Origin of the sequence: Niallia sp. FSL W8-1348, from assembly GCF_038006745.1 — a bacterium.
GTDB lineage: Bacteria > Bacillota > Bacilli > Bacillales > Cytobacillaceae > Niallia > Niallia alba.
The window spans coordinates 3,229,222-3,252,407 of record NZ_JBBOVV010000001.1 but is presented as its reverse complement, the minus strand read 5'-3'; the positions used below and the strand labels follow the sequence as shown (position 1 = coordinate 3,252,407).

Here is a 23,186-nt window from a genome sequence, read left to right as displayed (position 1 = left end):
TTCATTAGCATCTTCGTATAATTGTTCGGAATTATCCTTGGCTGGAATACTTATGTCCCAGCCTCTTCTAGATATGATTACATCATCCATTAAAGTTCTGTTTTCAGCTTTTTTATATATGGAGGAATTAGATTTTCTCGGCTGCAATTGTTGCAATAGTATTGTTTTACCATGTCATCACATAAATACGTTTTTAGCACAAACGCTGGAATACGTTGAGGCAATCCACAATGCTGGCAGAAGAATACGTATTCAACCTTTTTCTTCATGGACCTCACTCCATTCATTCATTTTTCACGCTTACTTGATTCCATTTGACATTTACTACATATACAGCTTGCTCTTCAGCTTTTCTTCCATTATACTCCTTGCCTGCATAGAAAAGAATGAATATTAGGACATAACTTTATGCAACTTTTGCCTAACTATGCTAGAAAGCACATATAGATAAAATGATCGCTAGCAGTTCTGTTTGATTATTAAACATTCTCGTTTCCATTAAATTGATTTGCTTCCTGCTCTTAAAGCTTCCCATTCCTCTCTTAATATTCCCATTCGAATGGAGTCATAGTATACTCCATTATAGTAACGGCACTTTCTCATCCGCCCTTCCATCGTCATTCCAAGCTTTTCTCCGACCTTTATCATTCGCTCATTCCCTGACCATGTTGTATATCCAACTCGAACTAAGGGCAATGCTTTAAATAGATGGTCCATCCAAATCTTTATCACTCTTGTTCCATATCCACCGCTCCAATAATTTGGATCATAAATAACAATTCCCATCTCTAACCATCTTGATGGTTCATGTTCCCAATAATAACCGATGATACCAATCAACTTTTCATTTACAATAATTGACCAGCGATCATCTCTATCTACATATTGTTCTTTTTTTGTTAAAAAATCTTCATAACTTATTGGTTTATAAGGATAGTACGGAGCATCCCACTTTTTCCATTCTGGGGCTTCCTCTTTAAACGCCAGCGTCCAAAGACGATAAAGATCCTCTTCCATAATCGGTCTTAATGTCAATTCTTTATCTTGATACAATATCTTTAACTCTCCTCTCTTTTTAAAACCGTCCCTCTGTAGTCCATGCTTACTTAAAACACAATCAGCAAAATGTAAGCATTTACATAATTGTGATTAACTAATCTTCCAGGGAATTTTTATTGTGTATAATGAAATTAACGGTAGCGTAATACAAGTAATATAACAGATAGATATGGAGGTGAAAACATTGAAGAGTGAATTAAATGAAATTATTTTTCATCTTTTAGTCAACCAATCTACTTCTTTAACGCGGATTGAAGGAGATGTTCCTGATAAGAAAATATCACCTAAAGAACAAATTCATTTTATTAATAAATATTTGAGGACGAATAAAATACCACCCATTTCGATTGACTACGATGGTCGTGTTAAATTAGAAGATAAAACAAGAGAATATCTTTATCACATTCTTAAATCATCAAAATTTATCAATCTAGATTATTTATCACCAGAAGTAAGGATGAGTTTAATTATTTTATTATTGCTTACAAGTTCATCTTATTATTCTCTCCAAGGCTTAGCTGATTTCGTTGACGTTAGTAAGAATACGTTATTGAATGATATCAAAATAATCAAGGAACGAGTAAAAGGTTATTCCGTACAAGTTGAATATTCAAGAACAAAGGGATATAAAATTATCGGTACAGAATATAACCTTCGCAAATTATTAGTTACTGAATTAAAGACACTACTACTTCATGATTTTGCTATTCCACTGTTAGAAAAAAAGAAATTTATTGTTCGAAATGAGCTTTTCTTATTAGAACAAAGACTATTGAAAGTCGAAAAAGCACTTAAAATTTCATTCACGGATGAACAAATTGAACACCTTCCCATTATACTAACCCTCTTGATAAAAAGAATGAAGGCCTATAATCGGGAATGGTTTTCAGAAATTAAAAGATTTGATTTAGAGAATACCAATGAATTAGAAATATTAAAAAATATATTCTGGGACTTAACAGACTTATCTGAGAAGGATAAGCTTTATCTGGCCCTTCAAGTTTTATCCTCTAATATGTTGGAATCAGCTTTGGATTTGTCTCGAGGAGAAGATTTACAATTTGCTATAGATGAGTTTCTAGATGTAGTAGAACAAAATTTAGCAATTGACCTTATCCGAAAAAAAGAAATGAAGGAAAAGTTACTTGTCCATTTAAGACCAGCTATCTATCGATCTTGGATGCGATTAAATATTCAAAATGCTATTATTGAACAATTTATTGAAGAATATTCTTCCCTTTTCGCTGTTATTTCCAAATCGGTGTACCCGCTCGAAAATTTTGCTGGAAAACCTTTTTCCAAAGAAGAAATCGTCTATCTTGCGATGCATATACAAGCGTGGCTCTATAAAACACAAGATGATAGAGAATACGTTTTTTCTGCAATGGTAGTATGCCGCAACGGGACATCTGTCTCTAAATTTCTATTAGAGACTTTAAAGGGCATGTTTCCCACCTTCCGATTTCTTGGCGCTTTTGCAGAAAGAAATTTTAAAAATTATGAAGATGAGGTAGATTTCATCTTTGCTACCGTTCCCTTAAATACAACAAAAAAACTAGTGATTGTAAACCCAGTCTTAAACAAAGAAGACCGCCTTGCACTGAAAAAACAAATAAGAACATCAATTGAAAAGGATATAAACAAAAAGGCTAAAGAGTTAGTTCACCATATAAAAAAATATTTAAATACCGATGATTATGAAAAAGTTTCTAATAAAATAGTAGATTTTTATCAAGAAACAATGGCAGAACCAGTTATAGAGAAACATGTAAACGATACAGAGCAATTATTTACTTTTTATCCTGAAAACATTCTGTTTACTCAAACGGAAATGGACTGGAAATCCGCATTAAATATAGCCTTAGAACCTATGCAAAAACGGGGCTCAATAACAGAACGCTATGGAGAAAAAGTCATCGAGCTATTTGAAAATGACAGTAGTCGAATGATGATTGGTCCATCTGTCTATCTCCCCCATGCCAAACCTTCTGAGGGCGTATTAAAAGAAGACTTTAGTCTCCTAGTATGTAAACACCCTATCTATATGCCAGATGGAGAACTTGCGAAAATGATTGTAGTAATAGCACCTGAAGATAACAACCATCATGTCCCTACACTACTAGCACTGAATGAATTATTTTTAGATGAACACAGGGCAGAAATTCTTTACCAAGCAACGCAGCCAGACGAAATACTGAATTGCTTAAATTCTGCTACTGAAAGGAGGTGAAATTATATGCTTAAAACTGGCCTAATTAAAGAAGAGCTAATTTTTACAAACATAGAGGCAAAGACGTCCCAAGAGCTCTTTTACTTCATCGGTAATCAACTTCTTGCACTTGATTATGTAAAGTCGACTTTTATCCAAGCAGTAATTGATCGAGAAAAGGAATACCCAACAGGATTAGCTTTGGAAGAATTTAATGTTGCCATTCCCCATACAGACTCTGTGCATATCAAACAACCTTTTGTTGCTGTTGTCAAAAATAAATATAAACTTCCTTTTGTTCATATGGGGACAGATGATCATATTATTGATATTGATTGTTTCTTTATCCTCGGCATTACCGATCCAAATGGCCATATTTCACTTCTTCAGACTTTAATGGAACGCTTTAATACGCCTCCATTTGTTGAAAAACTGAAAAAATATGAAGGAAGCGATTTATTTACCTTTTTACAAACATCTCTTTAAGGAGGATTCAAAATGAAAAAAGTAATCGTAGCTTGTGGTTCAGGAGTTGCAACTAGCCAAACAGTAGTTTCTAAGGTTAAAAAAATCTTAGAGAAAAACGGAGTTCGCGCAAATGTTGAAGCAGTCGATATTAAATCTTTAGATTTACATGTTAAATCAAGTGATGTCTATATTGCCATCACGAAAGCAAAAAAACAATATGATATTCCGACATTAAATGGAATTGCCTTTCTAACTGGGATGGGATTACAAGAAGAAACAGAAAAGTTAATCTCTCTATTAAAATAATATGAGGTGAAAAGAAATGGATGTAATTCAAAGTTTCTTTCAATATATTTTAGATTTTGGAGCAGCAGTATTCGTTCCTTTACTAATGATTATCGTCGGGGTCATCGCAAGAATGAAATTCCGTGAAGCCTTAAGTTCTGGGATTATCTTAGGAGTTGCATTCATCGGAATGGGGATTGTAATAGGATTTATGCTTGATGCACTAACACCTGCTGCACAGTCTCTTGTAGAAAAAACGGGAATTCAATTAAACATAATAGATGGTGGTTGGACTTCCATGGCAACTCTTGCATGGGCTTGGCCATTAGCATTCTTAATGTTTCCCTTGCAAATGCTTGTAAACGCTATCTTACTGGTGCTTAATAAAACGAAAACATTAAATGTTGATTTATGGAATGTTTGGGGCAAGATTTTGACAGCTGTCTTAATTATAGGAGTTAGCGGAAGTATTGTTTTAGCTTTTATCGTTGCTGCCATTCAAATGGTCGTTGAATTGCTTTTAGCCGACGTAAACCAAAAACAGATAGAAAAAATCACTGGTATTCCAGGTATTACCTGTTCTCATAGCATGATGATATTTGCTGTTTTCCTTCTTCCTTTCAATTGGCTATTAAGTAAAATACCTTTCTTAGATAAACATGTTGATGCTGATACATTAAAAGATAAACTTGGAATCTTTGCAGAAAATCATGTCATGGGTTTTATTATTGGAGGGCTACTGGGCATCTTTGCAGGTTATTCACTCCAAGACATATTAATGCTCGCCGTACAGGCAGCCGCAGCTTTAACTTTATTCCCAATGGTAGCAAAATTGTTTATGCAAGCTTTATCTCCGTTGTCTGAAGCTATTTCTGATTTTATGAAGCGTAAATTTGAAAACCGTGAATTATTTATTGGACTAGATTGGCCTATTTTAGCTGGTAGTAATGAAGCTTGGGTAGCAATGATTTTGATGGTCCCAATCACCTTAATTTATGCAATTATTCTACCAGGAAATAATATCCTTCCATTCGCAGGAATTATCAATATTTCCTTAGCAGTACCAGCTTTAATTATTACAGGAGGCAACTTGCTTCGCATGCTCCTTCTGGGTGTAATTACAACCCCAGTATTCTTATATGTTGCTACTGGCTTTGCTTCCACTATTACAAAATTAGCGAACGATACAGGTGCAGTTACCGTTCAAGATGGACAATTAATTTCCTGGAGTACACTTGAATACCCAGTGTTCCGCTATATTTTTGCAAGTGCATCGGAGGGAAATATTATCGGAATTATTATGGTAGCAGTATGGCTCGCTTTATTTGTCGCTTACTATAAAATGATGAAAAAACGAACAGAGAAATTTGAGAAGGAAGAAGAACAAAATTCTGCTGCCTAAAAAGAGGGTGAAAAGATGATTTACACTATAACTCTTAATCCGGCAATCGATCGGCTCATAAAAGTAAAAGGAACACTAACAAAAAAACGAACGAATCGAGCTCATCAAGTAGAATACGATTTAGGCGGAAAAGGGTTGCACGTCTCCAATGTATTAACAAAATTCAATATGGAAAATAAAGCACTCGGTTACATCGGAGAAACAAATCGACCATTAATGGAGAGTATTTTGGCTAAGAAGAATATCTGTCATCACCTTCTCGTTGAAGATGGCGCTTCAACGAGAGAATGCATAGTTGTAATGGACGACACCAATGCAGGGAGTTTGATGATAACAGAAAATGGCTTCCACGTTTCGAAAGAAAACCATTCTAAACTAATTGATTTTCTCCATCAGTTTTTAACAGAAAAAGATATTGTTGTTATTGCCGGCTCTATGCCGCCTAATTACACTATAGCACAATTGCTGGAAATTATTAATACCATTAAGAACAAGAAATGTTTTATCGCCTGTGACTTGTCAGGAGAAGCTCTTGCTGCCGTTGTAGATATGGGCATAAATTTTATTAAACCGAACCAATACGAAGTGGAAGTACTTTTTCAAAATAACCAGACTACACTTATTCAAAAAATAAAAGAACTTGCGATTAAGATTGATTATGTCGTCGTTAGCTTAGGCAAGGATGGCAGTTATGTCGCACACAAGGATAACCTTTACCAAGTTACTTCTCCAACTGTCAAAGAACGAAATGATACAGGTGCTGGTGATGTATTCGTAGGATCATTTATCGCTCAATTCGTTCAAGGAAAAGATCTGAAGACTATCATGAAATATGCGACAGGCTGTTCAGCCTCAAAGGTTACCAAGCACAATTCTACTGATTTTGACATAAAGGAAGCAGAAAGTTATTTTAATAGAATTTCGATAAAAAAATTAGGGAGCGATGAGGATGTTGTATCGTAAAGAGCGAGAAGATTTATGTAAAGTTGTCAAAACAATGTTTGATCGATTTGAAACAAATGCAGCTGGTGGAAACGTTAGTGTTCGAATGAATGAAAATCATATTATTATGACCCCTACATTAATGTCACAAGCTAAGCACTGTGACTTAAACCCAGAAGAAATTTTAGTCGTCGATATGCAAGAGCAAAAAATCGAAGGAGATGGCAAAATAACGAGGGAGATTAATATGCATATGGCTTGCTACCGGGAGCGAAGTGACATTGGCTGTGTTCTTCATGCTCATCCAAAAGAATCAATGGTTTTTGCGACGATTGGAATGGATCTTCCTAATTTAACAGAAGCCACTCAAAAGCTTGGCCAAATCCCAGTCCTCCCTTTCGCTCCAGCGACATCCATGGAGTTAGCGCTAATAGTGAAAGAGTATGTTGCCAGTTTAAAAGAAGAAGCAATACCGAAAACAATGCTGTTAAATAAACATGGAATTTTGGTACTTGATAAGACCTTACGAAAAGCATACGACATGCTAGAGCGCGTTGAGTATAACGCATATGTCGCTGCAAAAGCACTCATTTTTGATGCACTAAACATAAAAAAAATGGATGAGAACAAAGAATATCAATTTAATCTAGAGGAGTAAAGACAATGAAAGCGATCGTCCAAATATGGATATTTATTAGTGCAGGGTTACTTGTATTAGGTTACTTTTATTCATCCATAACGATATCAACCATTGCCTTAATCACAGCTGTACTTGCCTATCGACAGTATAAGAAGGTATAAGTGAACAAGGCTGGGATATAAGTATTCCAGCCAAGGATAATTCCAAACAATTATACGAAGGTGCTAATCAAAGTTCCGTATAATTGTTTGGTTTTTTATTCGTTTTTTAAAGGATGTTTCCATGAAGTTTAGTGCGATTACCCGCAGCCGGAATACACTTCGCTTTCCATGGGGCTCGCGCTGAGCCGCTTCAGCTTCGCCTGCAGGGTCTCAGGCTGTCTCGCTAATCCCCGTGGCGTCTTCGTGTATTCCGGCTGCTCTGTTTTTCCCAATAATTATATTCCTCTTGTAAAAAGGATACGAAAGTAGCCGCTATTTACTAGCTAAATTAGATATTGTTCGTCTTTACAGAGTATCTATTTAGTTAGGTCCCATCCTCTTTGTTTCTCTCTTTTTAAAAAGGAAGGTTCCTATATAACCTATAAGTAACCCTAATATTACACCGATTCCATCAATAATAATAGCATCTTGCCAATGTCCTGTTCTTCCGGGGACAAAGCTTTGGTGCCATTCGTCTGTTAAAGCGTAAAATATTGCAAGAGCACCGCTTAGTATATATACCCATGCTCGTTTAAGCTTTGTTTGCATAATGGTGAGAAAAAGCAGAAGAGTTAGGAGGCAATAGCCAAGTACATGCCCTGCTTTCCGAAACAAAAATTCGATAAAACCGTAAGGATCAGAATCTGAGGAAATAACCTGTCCATCGTACTCAAAGGTAATGGAGGGGATAGGAACATTTGAAAGGTCTATTTTATCTCTTAAGAATGGCTTTATATCTTGTTCCTCATATGGCATATGGGAGAAGAGAAAGATAATAAACATGGAGGTAATACAGATAAAAAATAATAAATAAAATCTTTTTTTACGGGAGATTTTCAAGGGCAATTTCCATTCATTCCTTTTTGTTTATTCCAATTTCAGCAAATTTTCCTTTTACCTCAAAATGTAAAATTTAGTGAATTGGTGAGCGGTTTTTATCCATTATACAATTATTTATGGGAGGAAGCGTAGTTTTTTTATCTTTACTCCAGAGAAAATAAACAAACTATTCCCACTTTTCATTCGTTTATTGTATAATCAAATTAATCGTTTCGAAAAACGAAATAAAATGGAACTTCCATCAGTGGGGTTTTTCTTCTTCTCTCACTGATGGTTAGTGAACCAATCGGACCTTTACGGGCAGTTGATATCCCACCTCTCTTCCACGTATTCTCATAAGCTTACGGTTGAGTCTTACTGTCCGTTAAGAGTGGGATAAATTACTAGCAGAGGAGAATGATAATGAATAAAGAGATGGAAAAAACACTTTACCGTTCAGAGGTTCCTGTAGAGCACACCTGGGATTTAAGAGATTTATTCGAAAGTGAAGAATTGTGGAAAGTAGAATTACTATCCATTGAAGAAGACATTCCTACTGTCACTCAATATAAAGGAAAATTGGGCCAGGATGCAAAAACATTATTGGATTGTCTGAAAGCACGAGATGCACTAAGCGAAAGATTAGCAAGGGCTCTCACCTACGCAAACCTTAATCAGTCTACAGATGGATCTAATCCTGTTAATCAAGAGAACGATGCGATTGTTTCTTCCCTCTATGCAAAAGTAAGCTCTAGTCTTTCCTTTATTGATTCGGAAATTCTTGCTCTCTCAAACGAAAAACTAACTACATACATACAGGATGAAAAAGAGCTACAAGTTTTTTCCAAAACACTAACAGACTTAATGGAATTAAAACCCCATATGTTAACACCAGAAACCGAGGAAGTATTAGCTGCATTTGGGGAAATCCATCATTCTCCTTATATGATTTATCAAAGAAGCAAAACTTCGGATATGGAATTTTCCTCCTTTGTAACAAATGACGGATCAGAATATCCATTAACTTTCAATTCCTTTGAAAAATACGAAGAATCCTCCGATAAAGAACTAAGAAGAAAAGCATATGCTACCTTTTCAGAAGGGCTTGATCGCTATAAAAATACATATGCGGCTATCTATGGAACAGAGGTAAAAAAACAAGTAATCGAATCACGTCTACGAAACTATGAATCTGTAACAGATATGCTATTACAAGAACAACAAGTAACGAAAGAAATGTATCATAACCAGCTGGATACCATCCTCACAGAATTGGCACCACATATGCGTAGATACGCTAAGTTAAAAGAACGGATATTAGGTTTAGAAAAAATCCATTATTGTGATTTAAAGGCACCACTCGATACTACCTATGATCCCGAAATCACCTATGAAGAAGCATCTAAGCTTATTTTAGAGGCACTTGATGTGATGGGACCAGAATATATGGAAATCATGGAAAAAGGCTTAAAAGATCGTTGGGTAGACTTAGCAGATAACCATGGGAAACGATCAGGTGCCTTCTGCTCCAGCCCTTATGGAGCACATCCCTATATTTTAATGACATGGCATAACTCTATGCGCAATACGTTTACACTGGCACACGAACTTGGACATGCTGGACATTTTGCTCTGGCTGGCAGAAATCAAATTATTTCAAACACACGACCATCTCGCTACTTTATCGAAGCACCATCAACTATGAATGAAATGCTTTTAAGCAAGTATATTATTAAAAAATCGACAAACGATCAAATAAGAAGATGGGTCATTCTTCAATCTTTAGGAACGTATTATCATAATTTCGTTACCCATATTTTAGAAGGAGCCTTACAAAGAAAAATTTATGACTTAGCAGAACAAGGAACTCCAATCACAGCTAAGATATTATGTGAACAAAATGTGGATGTCTTAAAGTCATTTTGGGGGGATAGTGTGGAAATTGATGAAGCAGCCGGCCTAACATGGATGCGGCAACCACATTATTATATGGGACTTTACCCATATACTTACTCCGCAGGACTTACAGCTTCTACTGCCGTATCTCAAATGATCGAGGAAGAAGGACAGCCTGCAGTTGACCGCTGGCTAAAGGTTCTAAAATCTGGAGGCACGTTAAAACCATTTGATCTAATGAAATTAGCGAATGTGGATATGTCAACACCTGAACCAATCCAAAAAGCCGTTGCTTATGTTGGTAGTTTAATAGATGAACTTGAGGCAAGTTATTAAAAAAATAAGAAACCGAAAAGGGGCTGGGATATAAGTATTCCAGCCAAGGATAATTCCGAACAATTATACGAAGGTGCTAATCAAAGTTCCGTATAATTGTTTGGTTTTTTATTTGGTTTTTAAAGGATGTTTCCATGAAGTTTAGTGCGATTCCCCGCAGCCGGAATACACTTCGCTTTCCGTGGGGCTCGCGCTGAGCCGCTTCGGCTTCGCCTGCAGGGTCTCAGGCTGTCTCGCTAATCCCCGTGGCGTCTTCGTGTATTCCGGCTGCTCTGTTTTCCCCAATAATTATATTTCCTCTTGTAAAAAGTATGCGAAAGCAGCCGCTATTTACTAGCTAAATAAGAGATTGTTCGTCTTTACAGCGTATCTATTTAGTTATGTCCCAACCTCTTTTGCAATCTTTATAATTTTTCCCCGTTTGATTGGATAACTTCTTTATACCAATAAAAGGAGTCTTTTTTTGAACGATTCATTGATCCTTTTCCTTCATTATCCCGATCCACATAAATCATGCCATAACGCTTTTTCATTTCGCCTGTTGTAAAGGACACAATATCAATAATTCCCCATGGCGTGTATCCAATCAAATCTACCCCATCGTAAGTTACTGCCTTTTCTAAAGCTTCAATATGTGCCTTTAAGTATTCTATTCTTTCTTTGTCATGGATAGAGCCATCTACTTCAATCGTATCAATTGCGCCAAATCCATTTTCTACAATAAATAACGGAATTTGATAGCGATCGTACAAGCGATTTAGCACATAGCGAAGACCTGTTGGATCAATCGACCAACCCCAATCACTCGCTTTAATATACGGATTTTCTACCGCATTTGGTAAGGCACCATTTACGATATCTCCTGCATTGTCATTTTTCACATCACTCTTTACTGTAGTAGACATATAATAGCTAAACCCTAAATAGTCAACCGTCCCATTTCGTAAAATTTCTTCATCTCCTAGCTCCATTTTAATAGAATATCCTTCTCGCTCAAATTCCTTTAATGCATAGTTAGGATAAGCGCCTCGAACTTGTACATCTGGGAAGAAATATCTTTGTCTCATTTCTTCTTCTGCTAACATAACATCTTCTGGATTAGAAGAATAAGGATAAATAGGGATATGAGAAACCATTGCACCAATTTGGAAATCAGGATTTATTTTTTTCCCAATTGACACAGCCAACGTACTAGCTACTAATTCATGATGTGCAGTTTGATACATTACTTCTTTGGCATTTTCTCCTTCTTTTACAGTTACGCCAGAATTCGTCCATAGGAATAACGGATTTGATACATCCATTTGATTATTAATTTCATTAAAGGTCATCCAATATTTCACTTTATCTTTGTAGCGCAAGAAACATGCTTCTGCAAATCGTACGAAACAATCAACCACTTTCCTATTTCTGAAGCCACCGTATTCCCTTGCAAGATGTAGTGGCATTTCAAAATGAGATAAGGTAATAACAGGCTGGATTCCATACTTTAACAACTCATCAAACACTTGATCATAGAAGCGTAAGCCTTCTTCGTTTGGTTCTAGTTCATCTCCTTTTGGAAAAATTCTGCTCCATCCAATTGAAGTTCGTAAACACTTTAATCCCATTTCTGCAAACAAGGCAATATCTTCTTTGTAGCGATGATAGAAATCTATCGCCTCATGATTCGGATAGAATTGATTTTCTTCCATTGTATCTGTTATTTTCCTTGGCACTCCATGGGCACCTGCTGTCATAACGTCTACAACACTTGGTCCTTTTCCTCCTTGGTTCCATCCACCTTCAAATTGATGTGCCGCTAACGCTCCACCCCATAAGAAATCTTTCGGCATTTTAGTCACATTTCTTCCTCCTTCTCATCTAGCGTAATCCTATTTATTTTGTTATCTCCACGATTATTAATAATAAACATTATTCTTTTTATAATTGTACCGGTATAATTATAAAAATACAATATAATTATTTTATACACAAATAATTAAGATTAACATTTTTATCCTATATGCTATAATCGAGCTATAACATTTAGATTGTCGAGGAATGAATATGTTAAAGTACCAGCAAATCGCAGGAGAAATAGAAAAATATATTGAAGAAAACGAACTTAAACAAGGAAGTAAGCTGCCTGTTATCGAGTCATTAATGAAGCAGTACCGTGTAAGTAAAAGCACCATTACGAAAACCTTAGAGCTTCTAGAAAAAAAGGGAATTATTTTTCAAGTAAGAGGAAGCGGTATTTTTGTAAGAAGACAAAAAAGAAAAGGGTATATTAGTTTACTGTCTAATCAAGGATTTAAAAAAGATTTAGAGGATTATATACTTACTTCGAAAATTATCGAGTTAGATGTAAGAAAACCGTCAGAAGAAGTCGCTCTCCATTTAAATATGGACCTAAACGAAGATGTTTATTATGTGAAAAGAATTCGCTATATAAATGGGCAAACCCTTTGTTTAGAGGAATCCTATTATAATAAAGCGATCATTACTTATCTAAATAAAGAAATCGTTTCAGAATCTATCTTTCATTATATAACAGAGGCTTTAGGATTAAAGGTTGGTTTTTCTGATGTTTATTTACTTGTAGATAAGTTAAATGAGGAAGAAGCAACATACTTAGGATTGGAAAAGAATTCCCCTAAATTATTAGTAGAAAGCCTCTTTCATTTAACAAATGGACAGCCTTTTGACTTTTCAAAAGTAACGTATAACTACCAACAATCCCAGTTTTTTATTCAGGCGAATAGCCTTTTCTTTTAACAATTTTTAACTAACAGCCTGTATTTTCAAGCTCACAAGTGAGGGACTGCAGAAAAGCAATCCCTCTTTTTTATTTATATTGTCTACAACACTTTTTCTAAGCATGCTAGGAAACTGTCAATGTCCTCTTTCGTTATGACTAATGGTGGTTGAAGAGCTAACACATCTCTATTTAGCCCATTTTTTCCAATTAAATATCCAACATCTTTTAGCTTTTCTAAAATTTCATCTGTTCGTTCTGCTGATGTAATTAATGGATCGGGAGACTGAATTTGTACTCCTATCATTAACCCTGTCCCCCTTATTTCTTGAATGAACGGGGAATCTATTTGTTGTAATTTTTTCTTTAAATAATCACCTAATTCCTGTGCTTGTTTGACTAAATTGTTTTTTTCCATATATTGAAGAACATTTAAAGCTGTTTGTGCTGCCACTGGATTACCACCAAAAGTGGAAGCTGATGGTTTTGTAAATGCCTCTGCAATTTCACTTCGAGTCGAGAAAGTGGAAATTGGGATGCCATTTCCTAAAGCCTTTGCTGTCACAATAATATCTGGAACAACCCCATAATGTTCGACCGCAAACATTTTCCCCGTTCTTCCATAGCCAGTCTGTACTTCATCAACAATAAGCAGCACTTGATAAGCAGCTAACAGCTCTTGCACCTTTTTTAAATATTCTTCTGGGTACATAATAATGCCACCATTGCCTTGAATAGGCTCCACAATCATCGCAGCAATGTTGTCTCCATGCTTATTTAGAATCATTTCCAGCTGCTTTAAAGACTGTGTCATTGCTTCTTGCGTACTGATTTCTACAGAATGAGGGCGATCAATAAAATAAATATGCTCTTCCACTAATTGATTGTCTAAGCGCCACATTGGAATTCCAGTCACACTTAAAGTTAAATCCGTTCTTCCATGGAGCCCCCTTTTAATGCAATAAAACCTTGTTTTTTCGTGAACAGTCTAGCTAATGCCATGGCACCTTCATTCGCTTCGGAGCCCGTTACACAAAAAAAAGTTCTTGTTATATCTCCCGGTAAGATTTGGGCGAGCTTTTCTGCAAGTTCGACCATCGGCTGAGTTAAATACAGGGTGGTCGTATGCTGGAGATCATTTACTTGTTCGTTCGTTTTCTTTGCAATTTCTGGATTGGAATGTCCGCAGTTTACTAAGGAAACCCCTGCATAAAAATCCGTGTACCTTTTATTCTGCTCATCAAATAGGTATTGCATATATCCTTTTACAATCTGGGGAGGATTTTTGTAAAAATGACCTGTTGCTGGGAAAAAATATTCTGCTCTTTTAGCGAGTATACTCGCTGGTCCAATAAAACTCATCATACTCTCTCCTTACTATTTTAAATGTGATCTATCTCACAATCCTATTTATTGCAATACAGAAGTTTGCTTTGTGCTCTTATAACTTAAGCACCCAGCAGTATACCCTGCTCTTACAGATGCTATAGAAGCAAATAGTTCCTGACAACTTGCAGGGTAAGCAAGAGCCTCTTGATATACTTTAATAATAGTTTTTAGCTCTTCTGTTGTATAAGTCTGCCCTTCAATCCGATAGCGTAGCTTTTCCCCAAATTGAAGATGCTCTAAGATTGGTAGCATACAAAATTCTTTTGATGTATACAAATGATTTTTGCGATTTTGATCAATATAAACAGGATTTTCTCCTTTATCTGTACATAGCGTTAGAATTTGATTATCTACATAGAAATTATCTTCTTTTTCCTCAGGAGAGAAATAATCTGTATTTTTATATTAATTATGATTCAAATACATCACTCTTAAAGGGCCATGTACAATTAACTCAACCTGCATATTGGCAGTACTTATGAAATTCGCTAACTGATCTGATTTCATTTCTATAGAAGCTGTAAATTCGCTCGCTCCAAGCTTTTCATAAAATTCCATTGCTTTTGCATTAAAAATATTTATATTATAATCTGTAATAACCTTATAATCCGTTCCGTATTTTGCAATTGCACCTAAATTGGAAACCAATAATCCATCAAAGTATATGCCATGTTTATCTAAATACTGATCGATGATGTCAAATTGTAATTCATCCATCATTTGTGGCAAATCCAAATATAATTCTGTATCTTTTTTCATGATTACTAATTGCTTTAACTGCTCACTAGTTAAAGAAGTATCTGGCAATAAAACCTCACTTGGTAAGTAGATTCGCTCCACACCAAGCTCTACACAGGCTTTTGCCTGCTCAAAATTATTAACCTTCACAGATAACTTTTTCGAAGAAGACGCTTCTATATTATAAGAACTAAATTCTTCTTTCATTTTGCTAATTGTCCGATCTGTCAGCTTAGGCTCTTCTGTTGGGGTAGAAAAAACTTTTCCAGTTGAATAAAATTTCCCAGTACCTTCATAACGAGTATTAATAAAATCTAATCCGGGCTCTGAAAAAGCATAGGCTGTGGTAAAATCACGCTTTCTATTATTATATAATTCTTCGGCACCTTGTTTACGTTGGAATGCTAATGGATTATCCAAATAGCGATCAATTGCATCTCCATATGTATTCACTAAATCAACAATAAAGTCTGTTTCCCTCATTCTTCCTTCTATTTTAAAGGAAGTAACACAGGCATCAATTAATTCAGGTATATGCTCATACATATACCTATCTTTAGCAGCTAGTGGAAATTCTGTCTTATAAACATAACCGTCTTTTTTCACCCGGTATGGCCATCTACATGGCTTAAAGCATCTTCCACAGTTTGAGCTATTCCCCCATATAAACGAACTATAATAACAGTTAGAACCATTCACTGTACACATATCACCATGAATAAAATATTCCGTTTCTATATCTAAGTGGTTTTGAATGAGCTTAGCGGTTTTTAAGTCCATTTCTCTTGGCAGCACTACTCTTGAAACGCCACATTTCTGTAATGCTTTAACAAACTCAAGGTTATGTGCATTCATCATGACAGACGAGTGAATTTCAAATTATTAAATTGATGGTCCTGACAGATTTGGAGTATTCCCGTATCTTGAACAATAATTCCGTCAACAGAAATACTGTTGAGAAAATCTAAATATTCGACTGCTTCATTAATTTCATCATTGCTTACTAAGTTATTGACTGTCACATATAACTTTTTGCCTTTTTCACGAGAAATGTTCAACACTTCACAAATTTGTTCATTAGAAAATATATCCTTTTCTAATCATCCTCATGTTAAGTTTTTGTCCCCCAATATAAATAGCATCACAATTCGCCTGTACAACTTCCCTAAAAGTTTCCATCGTACCAGAGGGTGCTAAAAGCTCAATCTTTTTCCCATTAAAAAACCTAGCCATATCTTCATCTCCGATTTCTTTAGAAGGTTGTAAATTTCAGATGATTATTAATGAAATAATCCGCTTCGTTACTTTCCCCTCTATATCTACTAAACTATAAGTTAATTATAATGAATGGCCTTTAAACAAACTACAAATGTCATAAAATACTCATATTTAATTATCAGTTAGTTCACATTTTATCTATATTAAGAAAAATTGTTTTAAGTGAATCTAGTTTATTAAAATTAAAAATCCCCTCAAAAGAAGGGATTAAATAGTGTCATATTTTAAATCGATAGACTAATTCCTGTAATTCATCTGACATTTTCGATAAAGCAATTGCTGAGCTTGAAATTTCTTGGAATGAGGCAGTTTGCTCTTCTGTTGCTGCAGCTACACTTTCTGTTCTTTCTAATGTTTCACGAGAAGTATGAGCAATTTCTTCAACAGATTCCTGCACTTCTTGCACTTCTGTAGTAATTTCTTGTGTCGTGTCCGCCATATTTTTAATATGATCGGCTATCGCTTCCACGCGATTCAGTATTTCTTTTATATGTTCATTCGTTTTATCAGATAATTTCATTCCAGAATCTACATTATCTTTTACTAAAGACATATTTTTTTCCGTAGAATTGGATTGGTCGTGAATGGAGCTTATAAGAGTATGAATCTGATTCACAGAAGTACTTGTCATCTCCGATAATTTTCTTACTTCTTCAGCCACAATAGCAAAACCTTTTCCATGTTCTCCAGCTCTTGCTGCTTCAATGGAAGCATTCAATGCCAGCAAATTAGTCTGATTGGAAATATCCTCAATGCTAGTTAAGACATCAATAATTTCATTTGTACGTAAAACTAAAGATTGCAAGCCATTCCCTGCCAAATCGACAGATGCATGAATTGCTTCCATTTGTGTATGCATTTCTGCTAATGCTAATTCTCCATCTTTTGCTTTTCCTTTAATAAGCAAAGACTCGTTTGCAACTTGTGTAGCAGTGTTTGCTACATTCTTAATATTCTCTAAGGTGTTATTAACCTCTATTAAACTATTTTGTGTAATTATGTCTTGTTTATTTCCATTTTCAGCAATGGATTGAACAGCATCTGCAACTTGTTCTGCTGCCACAGTTGATTGTTCCATACTGGAAGCTAATTCGTCAGATGCAAGCGCGACATTTTTAGAAGTTTGTCCTACACTGCCAATCATTGTTTGAAGAGAACCAACAAATGCGTTAAACGAATTGGCTAAATGGCTAAATTCATTTCTCCCATTTACTTTTACTCGTTGAGTTAAATCCCCTTCACCTGAAGCAATATTTTGCAATTGATTATTTATTTTATTCAATGGCCCCATGATTGCCTTTAATAAAAGTAGTCCTAATACAACACTAATAATAATAGATATAATGATAATTACTCACTAGTGTTGCGTTAATTTAATTTAACTATTAAAAATACTTGAAATGTTCAATTTTATCATTTTATGCAAAGAAAAAGTCCTTTATAATGGATAAGTTAGGTGGTAACCCGTCCAAATCCACTAAAAAGGACTATCGCATGGACAAGATTACACGAAAAACTTCATTTGGACAATGGTTTTCACCAATAAATCTTCAATTATTTGAAGAAAACGTGAAAACGTTGAAATTAGATTTCTATACGAAAAAACTAACGACAGAGTCATTTCTAAAATTATTACTTTTTGCGCAGCTAGAAGAAGTCGAAAGTCTGCATGCGCTGAGCGATTGTCTTTTCGATGATCAACTGCAAAAGGGCATTGATCTTGATTCTATCAGTATTTCCCAACTCTCACGCCGTTTAAATGGCATGAATCCAGACTTATTCCAAAAGCTTTTCCTTGATTTAGTTTCACAAATTCATGCCAAAACGCACAACACGAAACTTGTGATGCCATTAAAAATCATTGATTCAAGCACATTGCCTCTCAATTTGACTAATCATAAATGGGCAAAATTCCGCAAAACAAAAGCGGGTGTTAAATTGCACTTACGCCTTGTGTTTATGGAAAAAGGTATATCCTATCCCGAAAAGGCCATTATGACAACGGCCAAAGAACATGACCGCGGTCAGCTTGAAGTAATGGTTGATGACAAGGAATGTATGTATGTGTTTGACCGTGGTTACTTAGACTACGAACGCTTTGATCGGATGACAGATGACGGCTACTTTTTCCTTTCTAGGCTGCGAAAAAACGCAGTCATACGGGAGGTTTACGATTTTAAACTACCCGAGAATACATCTGTTTTGTCGGATCAAATGGTGTTGATTGGTACGACGCAAAACCGTGCCGAAAATTACTTTCGTCTTCTAAAAGTGATTGATTCAAAAGGAAATGAGCTTCATTTAATCACAAATCGTTTTGATTTAAGTGCTGAAGAAATCTCAAAGATGTATAAATCACGCTGGGCGATTGAGTTATTTTTCAAATGGATTAAACAACATCTCCATATCAAAAAGTTTTACGGCCAAAGCGAATGGGCAATTCAGAATCAAGTGTTTATCGCACTTATTGTTTTTTGCCTGCATGTTCTCGCACAAATCGAGACAAAAAGTAAACGAAAAACCCTACAAATTAGCCGATATTTACGGGCAGCTTTGTGGAAACCAGCACATATTTGGCTTCGAAAGATTGAAGGAAAAACCATTCCTTAATAAACAAATTGTCGTCGTCTCTTAAGTCTAATTGTAAAAAAATTTCCAAATGGATGGATCCACCTTTAGTTGGGTATTTACTTTTTTGGCTCTTAACAGGGGACATATTTAAACTGAATATTCTAACAACATTTATGCAACACTAGTGATAATTACTATTAATATTATTTTCGCTATTTCGTTATTCTGTTGACTCGATTCCTCTATCTTTACTACATCTTTGTTTATATGGTCTACCAACTGATTAACAGCCGGATCGAGTACTTCTTTTCGTAACGATCGCAAATCTCCAAAATGCAAATTCTCTGCAGAAGAAGGATTTTCTACATATAGTCCTGACACTTTATCACTCATTGTCAGATAAGATTGCAAACTTGAATTAAAGGATTGGATGTTTGCTTCATAGATTGGATAATTTGATAAGGTCTCCATTGTTTTCAATGTATTATTGATATCTGATTTTTTCTCATTTATTCCATTGATATATTGATTATCTCCTGTAAGAAGAAAGCCACGTTCATCATTAGAAATCCCTGAAATACGGTATTGTAAATGCGTAACCAAACGTTGCATTTCTTTTGCATCTTCTAATTCTTTACTGTTGTTGATTAAAGATTGCATACTATTACTGCTGTATAAGCCGATTCCTAGCATAGAAATAATTGAAACAAAAAAGATAATAGCTAATTGATATTTTATTTTCATTTTATCCCCCTATGTACGTTTAGCTGCAATTGCCTTTTTCTAATGTACCATATATATATCGGAGACAATTATTTTTTATATAGCTTGTATGCGATACCAATTTCATCTACAAAAAAATAAAGTTTATAAGCAGCTTAAGATTGAACTACTTACAAACTTTATTAACGGAACAACTAATTTAACACCTGTATCTTTCCATTATTCGTTTTCAATTTCACTAAATTTTCTCCATTTCCAATCACTGTACTACCTTTATACTTATCCAAAATATTGACGCTACCGTTATCGACTTGAACATCAAATGTTACATTTGTTGGTTCCTTCTCTGTCTCAATCTCGATGCTGCCATTATCTGTTTCTAGCTGTATTGGCATATCTAAAGTTGCAGTTTTCAGAGAAATTCTTCCATTATTGGTTTTCCCTTTAATATCGCCACTTACTTGATCTAAGTTTACTTTGCCATTATCCGATCTTACTTCCACCTTTTCTGAAAGAATATTTTTGATATTGATTCGGCCGTTATTACTTTCTGCTTTTAGCTTCTTAATATTTAGATCTGCTAAATGAACTTTTCCATTATCATTGTTAATTGTCATAGACTCATATTGCTTCTCTGGCAATGTAATCTTTAATGTCAGCGAAGAAAAATCAAGGTTAATAATACCGAACTGTCTTTCTTCCCATTTTACAACAAGTGTTTCCCCTTCTACCTTTGCAGTGAAATTTGGTATTGTTTCCTTGGATCCTTTTCCAAATAACTCCACTTTTGTTTCTGTATCTTTTGTTGGGATGATTTCGATTCCTGCATTATTTGACTCTAATTCTATTGTCGTAATGTTGCTTTGCTTAAACACTTTTTCCTCTGAGATGTCTATTCCATGATTACGGAATGTAAGCAAACTACCTATCGCACCGATTATAATTAGAACAATTCCGATTATCATAAATTTTTTCAAATTAATCATTCTTTAAGCCACCCTTCACCAATTTAGCATTGAATTTTAAGTACTTGACGAATCCATTCATGGAAAGTTTGGTAATATAATACATAGCAATCACGATGAAAATTCCCAATCCTACAAGTAAAATGGACATAAACAATTGGAAATATGCAAATCCACTTGGCTGTAATATGCTATCCACAACGACAAGTAATGGAGAAAGAAGGAAAGAAGCTCCGACAATCCATCCAGATACAATAAGTGCTGCTAATGCAATAAACGGACCAAGAACGATGACAATATTAAAAAATCCTAAACCGATCACTGCCCATATTGCTCGAAAAACATTTCCTGTTGAAATTGCATTCTCTGCCTTTTCGAGATGGTAAGTAGCCAATAACTCCTTAGAGATTTGTTGTGGAGAACCTAATGAAGCAGCAATTTCCGCTTCTGTTTTTCCCTCTTCCAATCCATTGAAGAAATGCTCTTCATAATCATGCAATATATCCTGTTGCTCTTCTATCGAAAGCTTTTGTAATCCAGCTCGTAACTGTTTTAAAAATTGATCTTTAGTCATTATTCACACCTTCTTTTATTAATTGATTCACGCCATTAGAAAATTCATTCCACTCTGCAATAAGTTCATAAAGATACATTCTTCCTTTACCGGTTAACTTATAGTATTTACGTGAAGGACCTTCTGTAGACTCTTGTAAGTAGGTTGTAAAATACTCTTCCTTTGTTAACCTTCTTAAAAGCGGATAAACAGACCCCTCAGAAATTTCTATTTGATTTGATATCTTTTGAACGAGTTCATAGCCATAGCGATCCTTTTTATCTAAAAGGACAAGTACACACAACTCTAATACTCCTTTTTTAAACTGTACATTCACCTTTTCCACCTACCCATATTTATCATACAGTACCTTACAATAAATAGTACTGTTGTATAACTAATACTTCTTGCTAATAATATAACATCTTAGTATTATTCATTGCAAGGTACTGTTTAAAAAATAAATATATTATTTTCTATGATGACTTTACTAATAAAGAAAACTTCCATCAGTGGGGATTTTTCCTTATCCCCACTGATCGAGTTGCATTTATCAGACCTTAATAGAGGGTTTCCATCTTGAACTGGGGACTTACTGCCATTAAAAGTAAACTAAATAAGGTAACAGAAACTATCCCCTCTGTTACCTTTTGAACTCGAAAAGAGGCTTTACTCCCCTTCTCTATTTCTTCAAATACGTTATTTCATTTTCTTGAATAAAATGACATCCATCAACTAAAGGAGTCTTCTGCAATTGGCTGGAAAATCTATTTAACAATTGGATTAAACCTTCTTTTTCTTCTGGTTTCACATCAAAATTAATTCCATATTGATAGACATCATTATCCTCCTGCTTCCAAACAATCACTCCATTTAATGTTACTTGTTGATTCATTATCATTGCCTCAAACTGTAAAATAAAATCAGATCTCACTGGAAGTTCTAAAGTTGATACTATTTTAATGCCTCCAAAACCAATATCTTTAACCAATACTTCTGTTTTCCCAAGATCAACCTTACGTCCATTTATCGAGATTAGTGTCATCTGCGCACTTAGTGGAAACGTTAAATGGAGACGATTGTATTTTCTTCTATTTTTAATATTGGCCAATTCATCCGGATTAGTTGGATATAGAACTTTCTGTTTAAGTAACCCCTTAAATTCCGGTTCAGAAACCGGCTTACTAAATAGATAACCTTGGATTACGTCACAATTATGACGCTGTAAAAAATCTAATTGCTCCATAGTCTCTACGCCTTCTGCTACAACTGTCATATTTAAGCCTTTTGCAAGAAATATGGTGGACTTAATAATCATTTCAGAACGTTCATTTAATTCTTTTCCAATGAAAGATTTCGACATCGATGGGTTCACCATTTTTTTGAAATACAACGGCTTGATAGTTTTGCGCAGTCCCCTTTAGAGCACCGTCAAAATTATATTTTCTTTTCTCCAAATCTTTTTTCTCAAAAAAAGGAAGAAAACTTTCCGAAAGCTCTTTATCATTGTATCCAAAGATTCTTTTGACTGAATTATTATAATCAAGGACATTTCCATTAACATCTAACATAAATACAGCATCTGGATGATTATCATAAAGAGCTCTAAAAGTATCAGCATTAAGGGCAGATGCATGGTCATAATTAGTAAAATCCGGATGATTTTTTTCATCCTTTTTAAATTTCTGCATAAAATCCTTAAACCCGCTCACTTTTTTCCTCCTCTTCTTACACCATTACCAATTCTTTATTGTTAGATAGCTTAAAATTTGTAAATTACAAACAGTTTGTAGCCAAGCAATATATGGAAGTATTTCTTTTATCCTACTTCTATTTAACTATATTATAAGGAAATTGATCGAAAAAGCTAAATATTATCATTTTATAACTATTTTTTTGGGGGACGAATGAGAAGGATTTATTTGAAGTTTAGCAATGCAAAAAAAAAGAGAGGATTCCTCCCTCTCTTTCTT

The 23,186-nt window shown here is 34.9% G+C and carries 23 protein-coding genes and 1 pseudogene; 10 read left to right on the top strand and 14 right to left on the bottom strand.

Features of this window, described 5'->3' with window-relative positions; translation table 11 throughout:
* Positions 1-498: 498 nt before the first annotated feature.
* Positions 499-1,053 (bottom strand): GNAT family N-acetyltransferase, encoded by a 555-nt coding sequence (locus NST60_RS15375; protein WP_169189174.1) that lies wholly within the window; start codon positions 1,051-1,053, stop codon positions 499-501.
* A 190-nt stretch (positions 1,054-1,243) separates the two neighbouring features.
* Between NST60_RS15375 and NST60_RS15370 the strand changes: the two genes are divergently transcribed.
* The 7 genes from NST60_RS15370 to NST60_RS15340 are packed head-to-tail and all read left to right on the top strand — an operon-like array spanning position 1,244 to position 7,166.
* Entirely contained in the window at positions 1,244-3,289 is a 2,046-nt protein-coding gene (locus NST60_RS15370) for a BglG family transcription antiterminator (protein ID WP_341099284.1), read from the top strand.
* Between the two features lie 6 nt (positions 3,290-3,295).
* On the top strand, positions 3,296-3,754 hold the full coding sequence (locus tag NST60_RS15365; protein WP_016202106.1) for a PTS sugar transporter subunit IIA: 459 nt from the start codon (positions 3,296-3,298) through the stop codon (positions 3,752-3,754).
* Positions 3,755-3,766: 12 nt separating this feature from the next.
* On the top strand, positions 3,767-4,042 hold the full coding sequence (locus NST60_RS15360; protein ID WP_016202105.1) for a PTS sugar transporter subunit IIB: 276 nt from the start codon (positions 3,767-3,769) through the stop codon (positions 4,040-4,042).
* A gap of 16 nt (positions 4,043-4,058) precedes the next feature.
* Entirely contained in the window at positions 4,059-5,423 is a 1,365-nt protein-coding gene (locus tag NST60_RS15355; RefSeq protein WP_101729405.1) for a PTS galactitol transporter subunit IIC, read from the top strand.
* A 15-nt stretch (positions 5,424-5,438) separates the two neighbouring features.
* The gene (locus NST60_RS15350; protein ID WP_169189177.1) at positions 5,439-6,386 is read left to right on the top strand and encodes a 1-phosphofructokinase family hexose kinase; all 948 of its coding nucleotides are present in this window, start codon (positions 5,439-5,441) and stop codon (positions 6,384-6,386) included.
* The gene (locus tag NST60_RS15345; protein WP_169189178.1) at positions 6,373-7,023 is read left to right on the top strand and encodes a class II aldolase/adducin family protein; all 651 of its coding nucleotides are present in this window, start codon (positions 6,373-6,375) and stop codon (positions 7,021-7,023) included. The genes NST60_RS15350 and NST60_RS15345 overlap by 14 nt, the downstream gene beginning before the upstream one ends.
* Positions 7,024-7,028: 5 nt before the next feature.
* Positions 7,029-7,166, top strand: a complete 138-nt coding sequence (locus NST60_RS15340; protein ID WP_169189179.1) for a hypothetical protein — start codon at positions 7,029-7,031, stop codon at positions 7,164-7,166.
* A 360-nt stretch (positions 7,167-7,526) separates the two neighbouring features.
* On the opposite strand, the gene NST60_RS15335 is transcribed toward NST60_RS15340, so the two are convergent.
* A complete protein-coding gene (locus NST60_RS15335) occupies positions 7,527-8,051 on the bottom strand; it encodes a VanZ family protein (RefSeq protein WP_101729406.1) in 525 nt (174 codons plus the stop codon).
* Between the two features lie 396 nt (positions 8,052-8,447).
* On the opposite strand from NST60_RS15335, the gene pepF reads away from it, so the two are divergent.
* The gene (gene pepF, locus NST60_RS15330) at positions 8,448-10,256 is read left to right on the top strand and encodes an oligoendopeptidase F (RefSeq protein ID WP_224427452.1); all 1,809 of its coding nucleotides are present in this window, start codon (positions 8,448-8,450) and stop codon (positions 10,254-10,256) included.
* Between the two features lie 404 nt (positions 10,257-10,660).
* Here the strand turns inward: pepF and bglA are convergent, their stop codons facing one another.
* Positions 10,661-12,100 (bottom strand): 6-phospho-beta-glucosidase BglA, encoded by a 1,440-nt coding sequence (gene bglA, locus NST60_RS15325; RefSeq protein ID WP_224427451.1) that lies wholly within the window; start codon positions 12,098-12,100, stop codon positions 10,661-10,663.
* A 205-nt stretch (positions 12,101-12,305) separates the two neighbouring features.
* Between bglA and NST60_RS15320 the strand changes: the two genes are divergently transcribed.
* On the top strand, positions 12,306-13,016 hold the full coding sequence (locus NST60_RS15320) for a GntR family transcriptional regulator (protein WP_212118553.1): 711 nt from the start codon (positions 12,306-12,308) through the stop codon (positions 13,014-13,016).
* 83 nt (positions 13,017-13,099) lie between these two features.
* On the opposite strand, the pseudogene NST60_RS15315 reads toward NST60_RS15320, so the two are convergent.
* The 5 genes and pseudogenes from NST60_RS15315 to NST60_RS15295 all read right to left on the bottom strand — a co-directional run bounded on the left by NST60_RS15315 (position 13,100) and on the right by NST60_RS15295 (position 17,695).
* Positions 13,100-14,253, bottom strand: a pseudogene (locus NST60_RS15315) (aspartate aminotransferase family protein).
* Between the two features lie 153 nt (positions 14,254-14,406).
* Positions 14,407-14,637: a hypothetical protein gene (locus tag NST60_RS15310; protein ID WP_235678837.1), complete on the bottom strand. Its 231-nt coding sequence runs from the start codon at positions 14,635-14,637 to the stop codon at positions 14,407-14,409.
* A gap of 153 nt (positions 14,638-14,790) precedes the next feature.
* A complete protein-coding gene (locus NST60_RS15305) occupies positions 14,791-15,978 on the bottom strand; it encodes a U32 family peptidase (RefSeq protein ID WP_341099875.1) in 1,188 nt (395 codons plus the stop codon).
* Positions 15,978-16,145, bottom strand: coding sequence for a U32 family peptidase (locus tag NST60_RS15300; protein ID WP_341099273.1), 168 nt, complete (start codon positions 16,143-16,145; stop codon positions 15,978-15,980). The genes NST60_RS15305 and NST60_RS15300 overlap by 1 nt, the downstream gene beginning before the upstream one ends.
* Before the next feature lie 473 nt (positions 16,146-16,618).
* Positions 16,619-17,695, bottom strand: a complete 1,077-nt coding sequence (locus NST60_RS15295) for a methyl-accepting chemotaxis protein (protein WP_341099873.1) — start codon at positions 17,693-17,695, stop codon at positions 16,619-16,621.
* A 200-nt stretch (positions 17,696-17,895) separates the two neighbouring features.
* Between NST60_RS15295 and NST60_RS15290 the strand changes: the two genes are divergently transcribed.
* Entirely contained in the window at positions 17,896-19,011 is a 1,116-nt protein-coding gene (locus tag NST60_RS15290) for an IS4 family transposase (protein WP_100525938.1), read from the top strand.
* A 132-nt stretch (positions 19,012-19,143) separates the two neighbouring features.
* On the opposite strand, the gene NST60_RS15285 is transcribed toward NST60_RS15290, so the two are convergent.
* The 6 genes from NST60_RS15285 to NST60_RS15260 form a co-directional block, all read right to left on the bottom strand.
* The gene (locus tag NST60_RS15285; RefSeq protein WP_341099271.1) at positions 19,144-19,716 is read right to left on the bottom strand and encodes a CHASE3 domain-containing protein; all 573 of its coding nucleotides are present in this window, start codon (positions 19,714-19,716) and stop codon (positions 19,144-19,146) included.
* Positions 19,717-19,889: 173 nt separating this feature from the next.
* Positions 19,890-20,681, bottom strand: a complete 792-nt coding sequence (locus NST60_RS15280; protein ID WP_016202096.1) for a DUF4097 family beta strand repeat-containing protein — start codon at positions 20,679-20,681, stop codon at positions 19,890-19,892.
* The gene (locus NST60_RS15275) at positions 20,674-21,234 is read right to left on the bottom strand and encodes an HAAS signaling domain-containing protein (protein WP_101729411.1); all 561 of its coding nucleotides are present in this window, start codon (positions 21,232-21,234) and stop codon (positions 20,674-20,676) included. The genes NST60_RS15280 and NST60_RS15275 overlap by 8 nt, the downstream gene beginning before the upstream one ends.
* On the bottom strand, positions 21,227-21,550 hold the full coding sequence (locus NST60_RS15270; RefSeq protein ID WP_016202094.1) for a PadR family transcriptional regulator: 324 nt from the start codon (positions 21,548-21,550) through the stop codon (positions 21,227-21,229). The genes NST60_RS15275 and NST60_RS15270 overlap by 8 nt, the downstream gene beginning before the upstream one ends.
* A 345-nt stretch (positions 21,551-21,895) precedes the next feature.
* Positions 21,896-22,576 carry a PilZ domain-containing protein gene (locus NST60_RS15265; RefSeq protein WP_169189185.1) on the bottom strand — a complete coding sequence of 227 codons (681 nt, stop codon included), beginning with the start codon at positions 22,574-22,576 and terminating at the stop codon, positions 21,896-21,898.
* Complete coding sequence (locus NST60_RS15260; protein WP_016202092.1) at positions 22,542-22,925, bottom strand: PAS domain S-box protein; 384 nt, start codon at positions 22,923-22,925, stop codon at positions 22,542-22,544. The genes NST60_RS15265 and NST60_RS15260 overlap by 35 nt, the downstream gene beginning before the upstream one ends.
* Positions 22,926-23,186 lie beyond the last annotated feature (261 nt).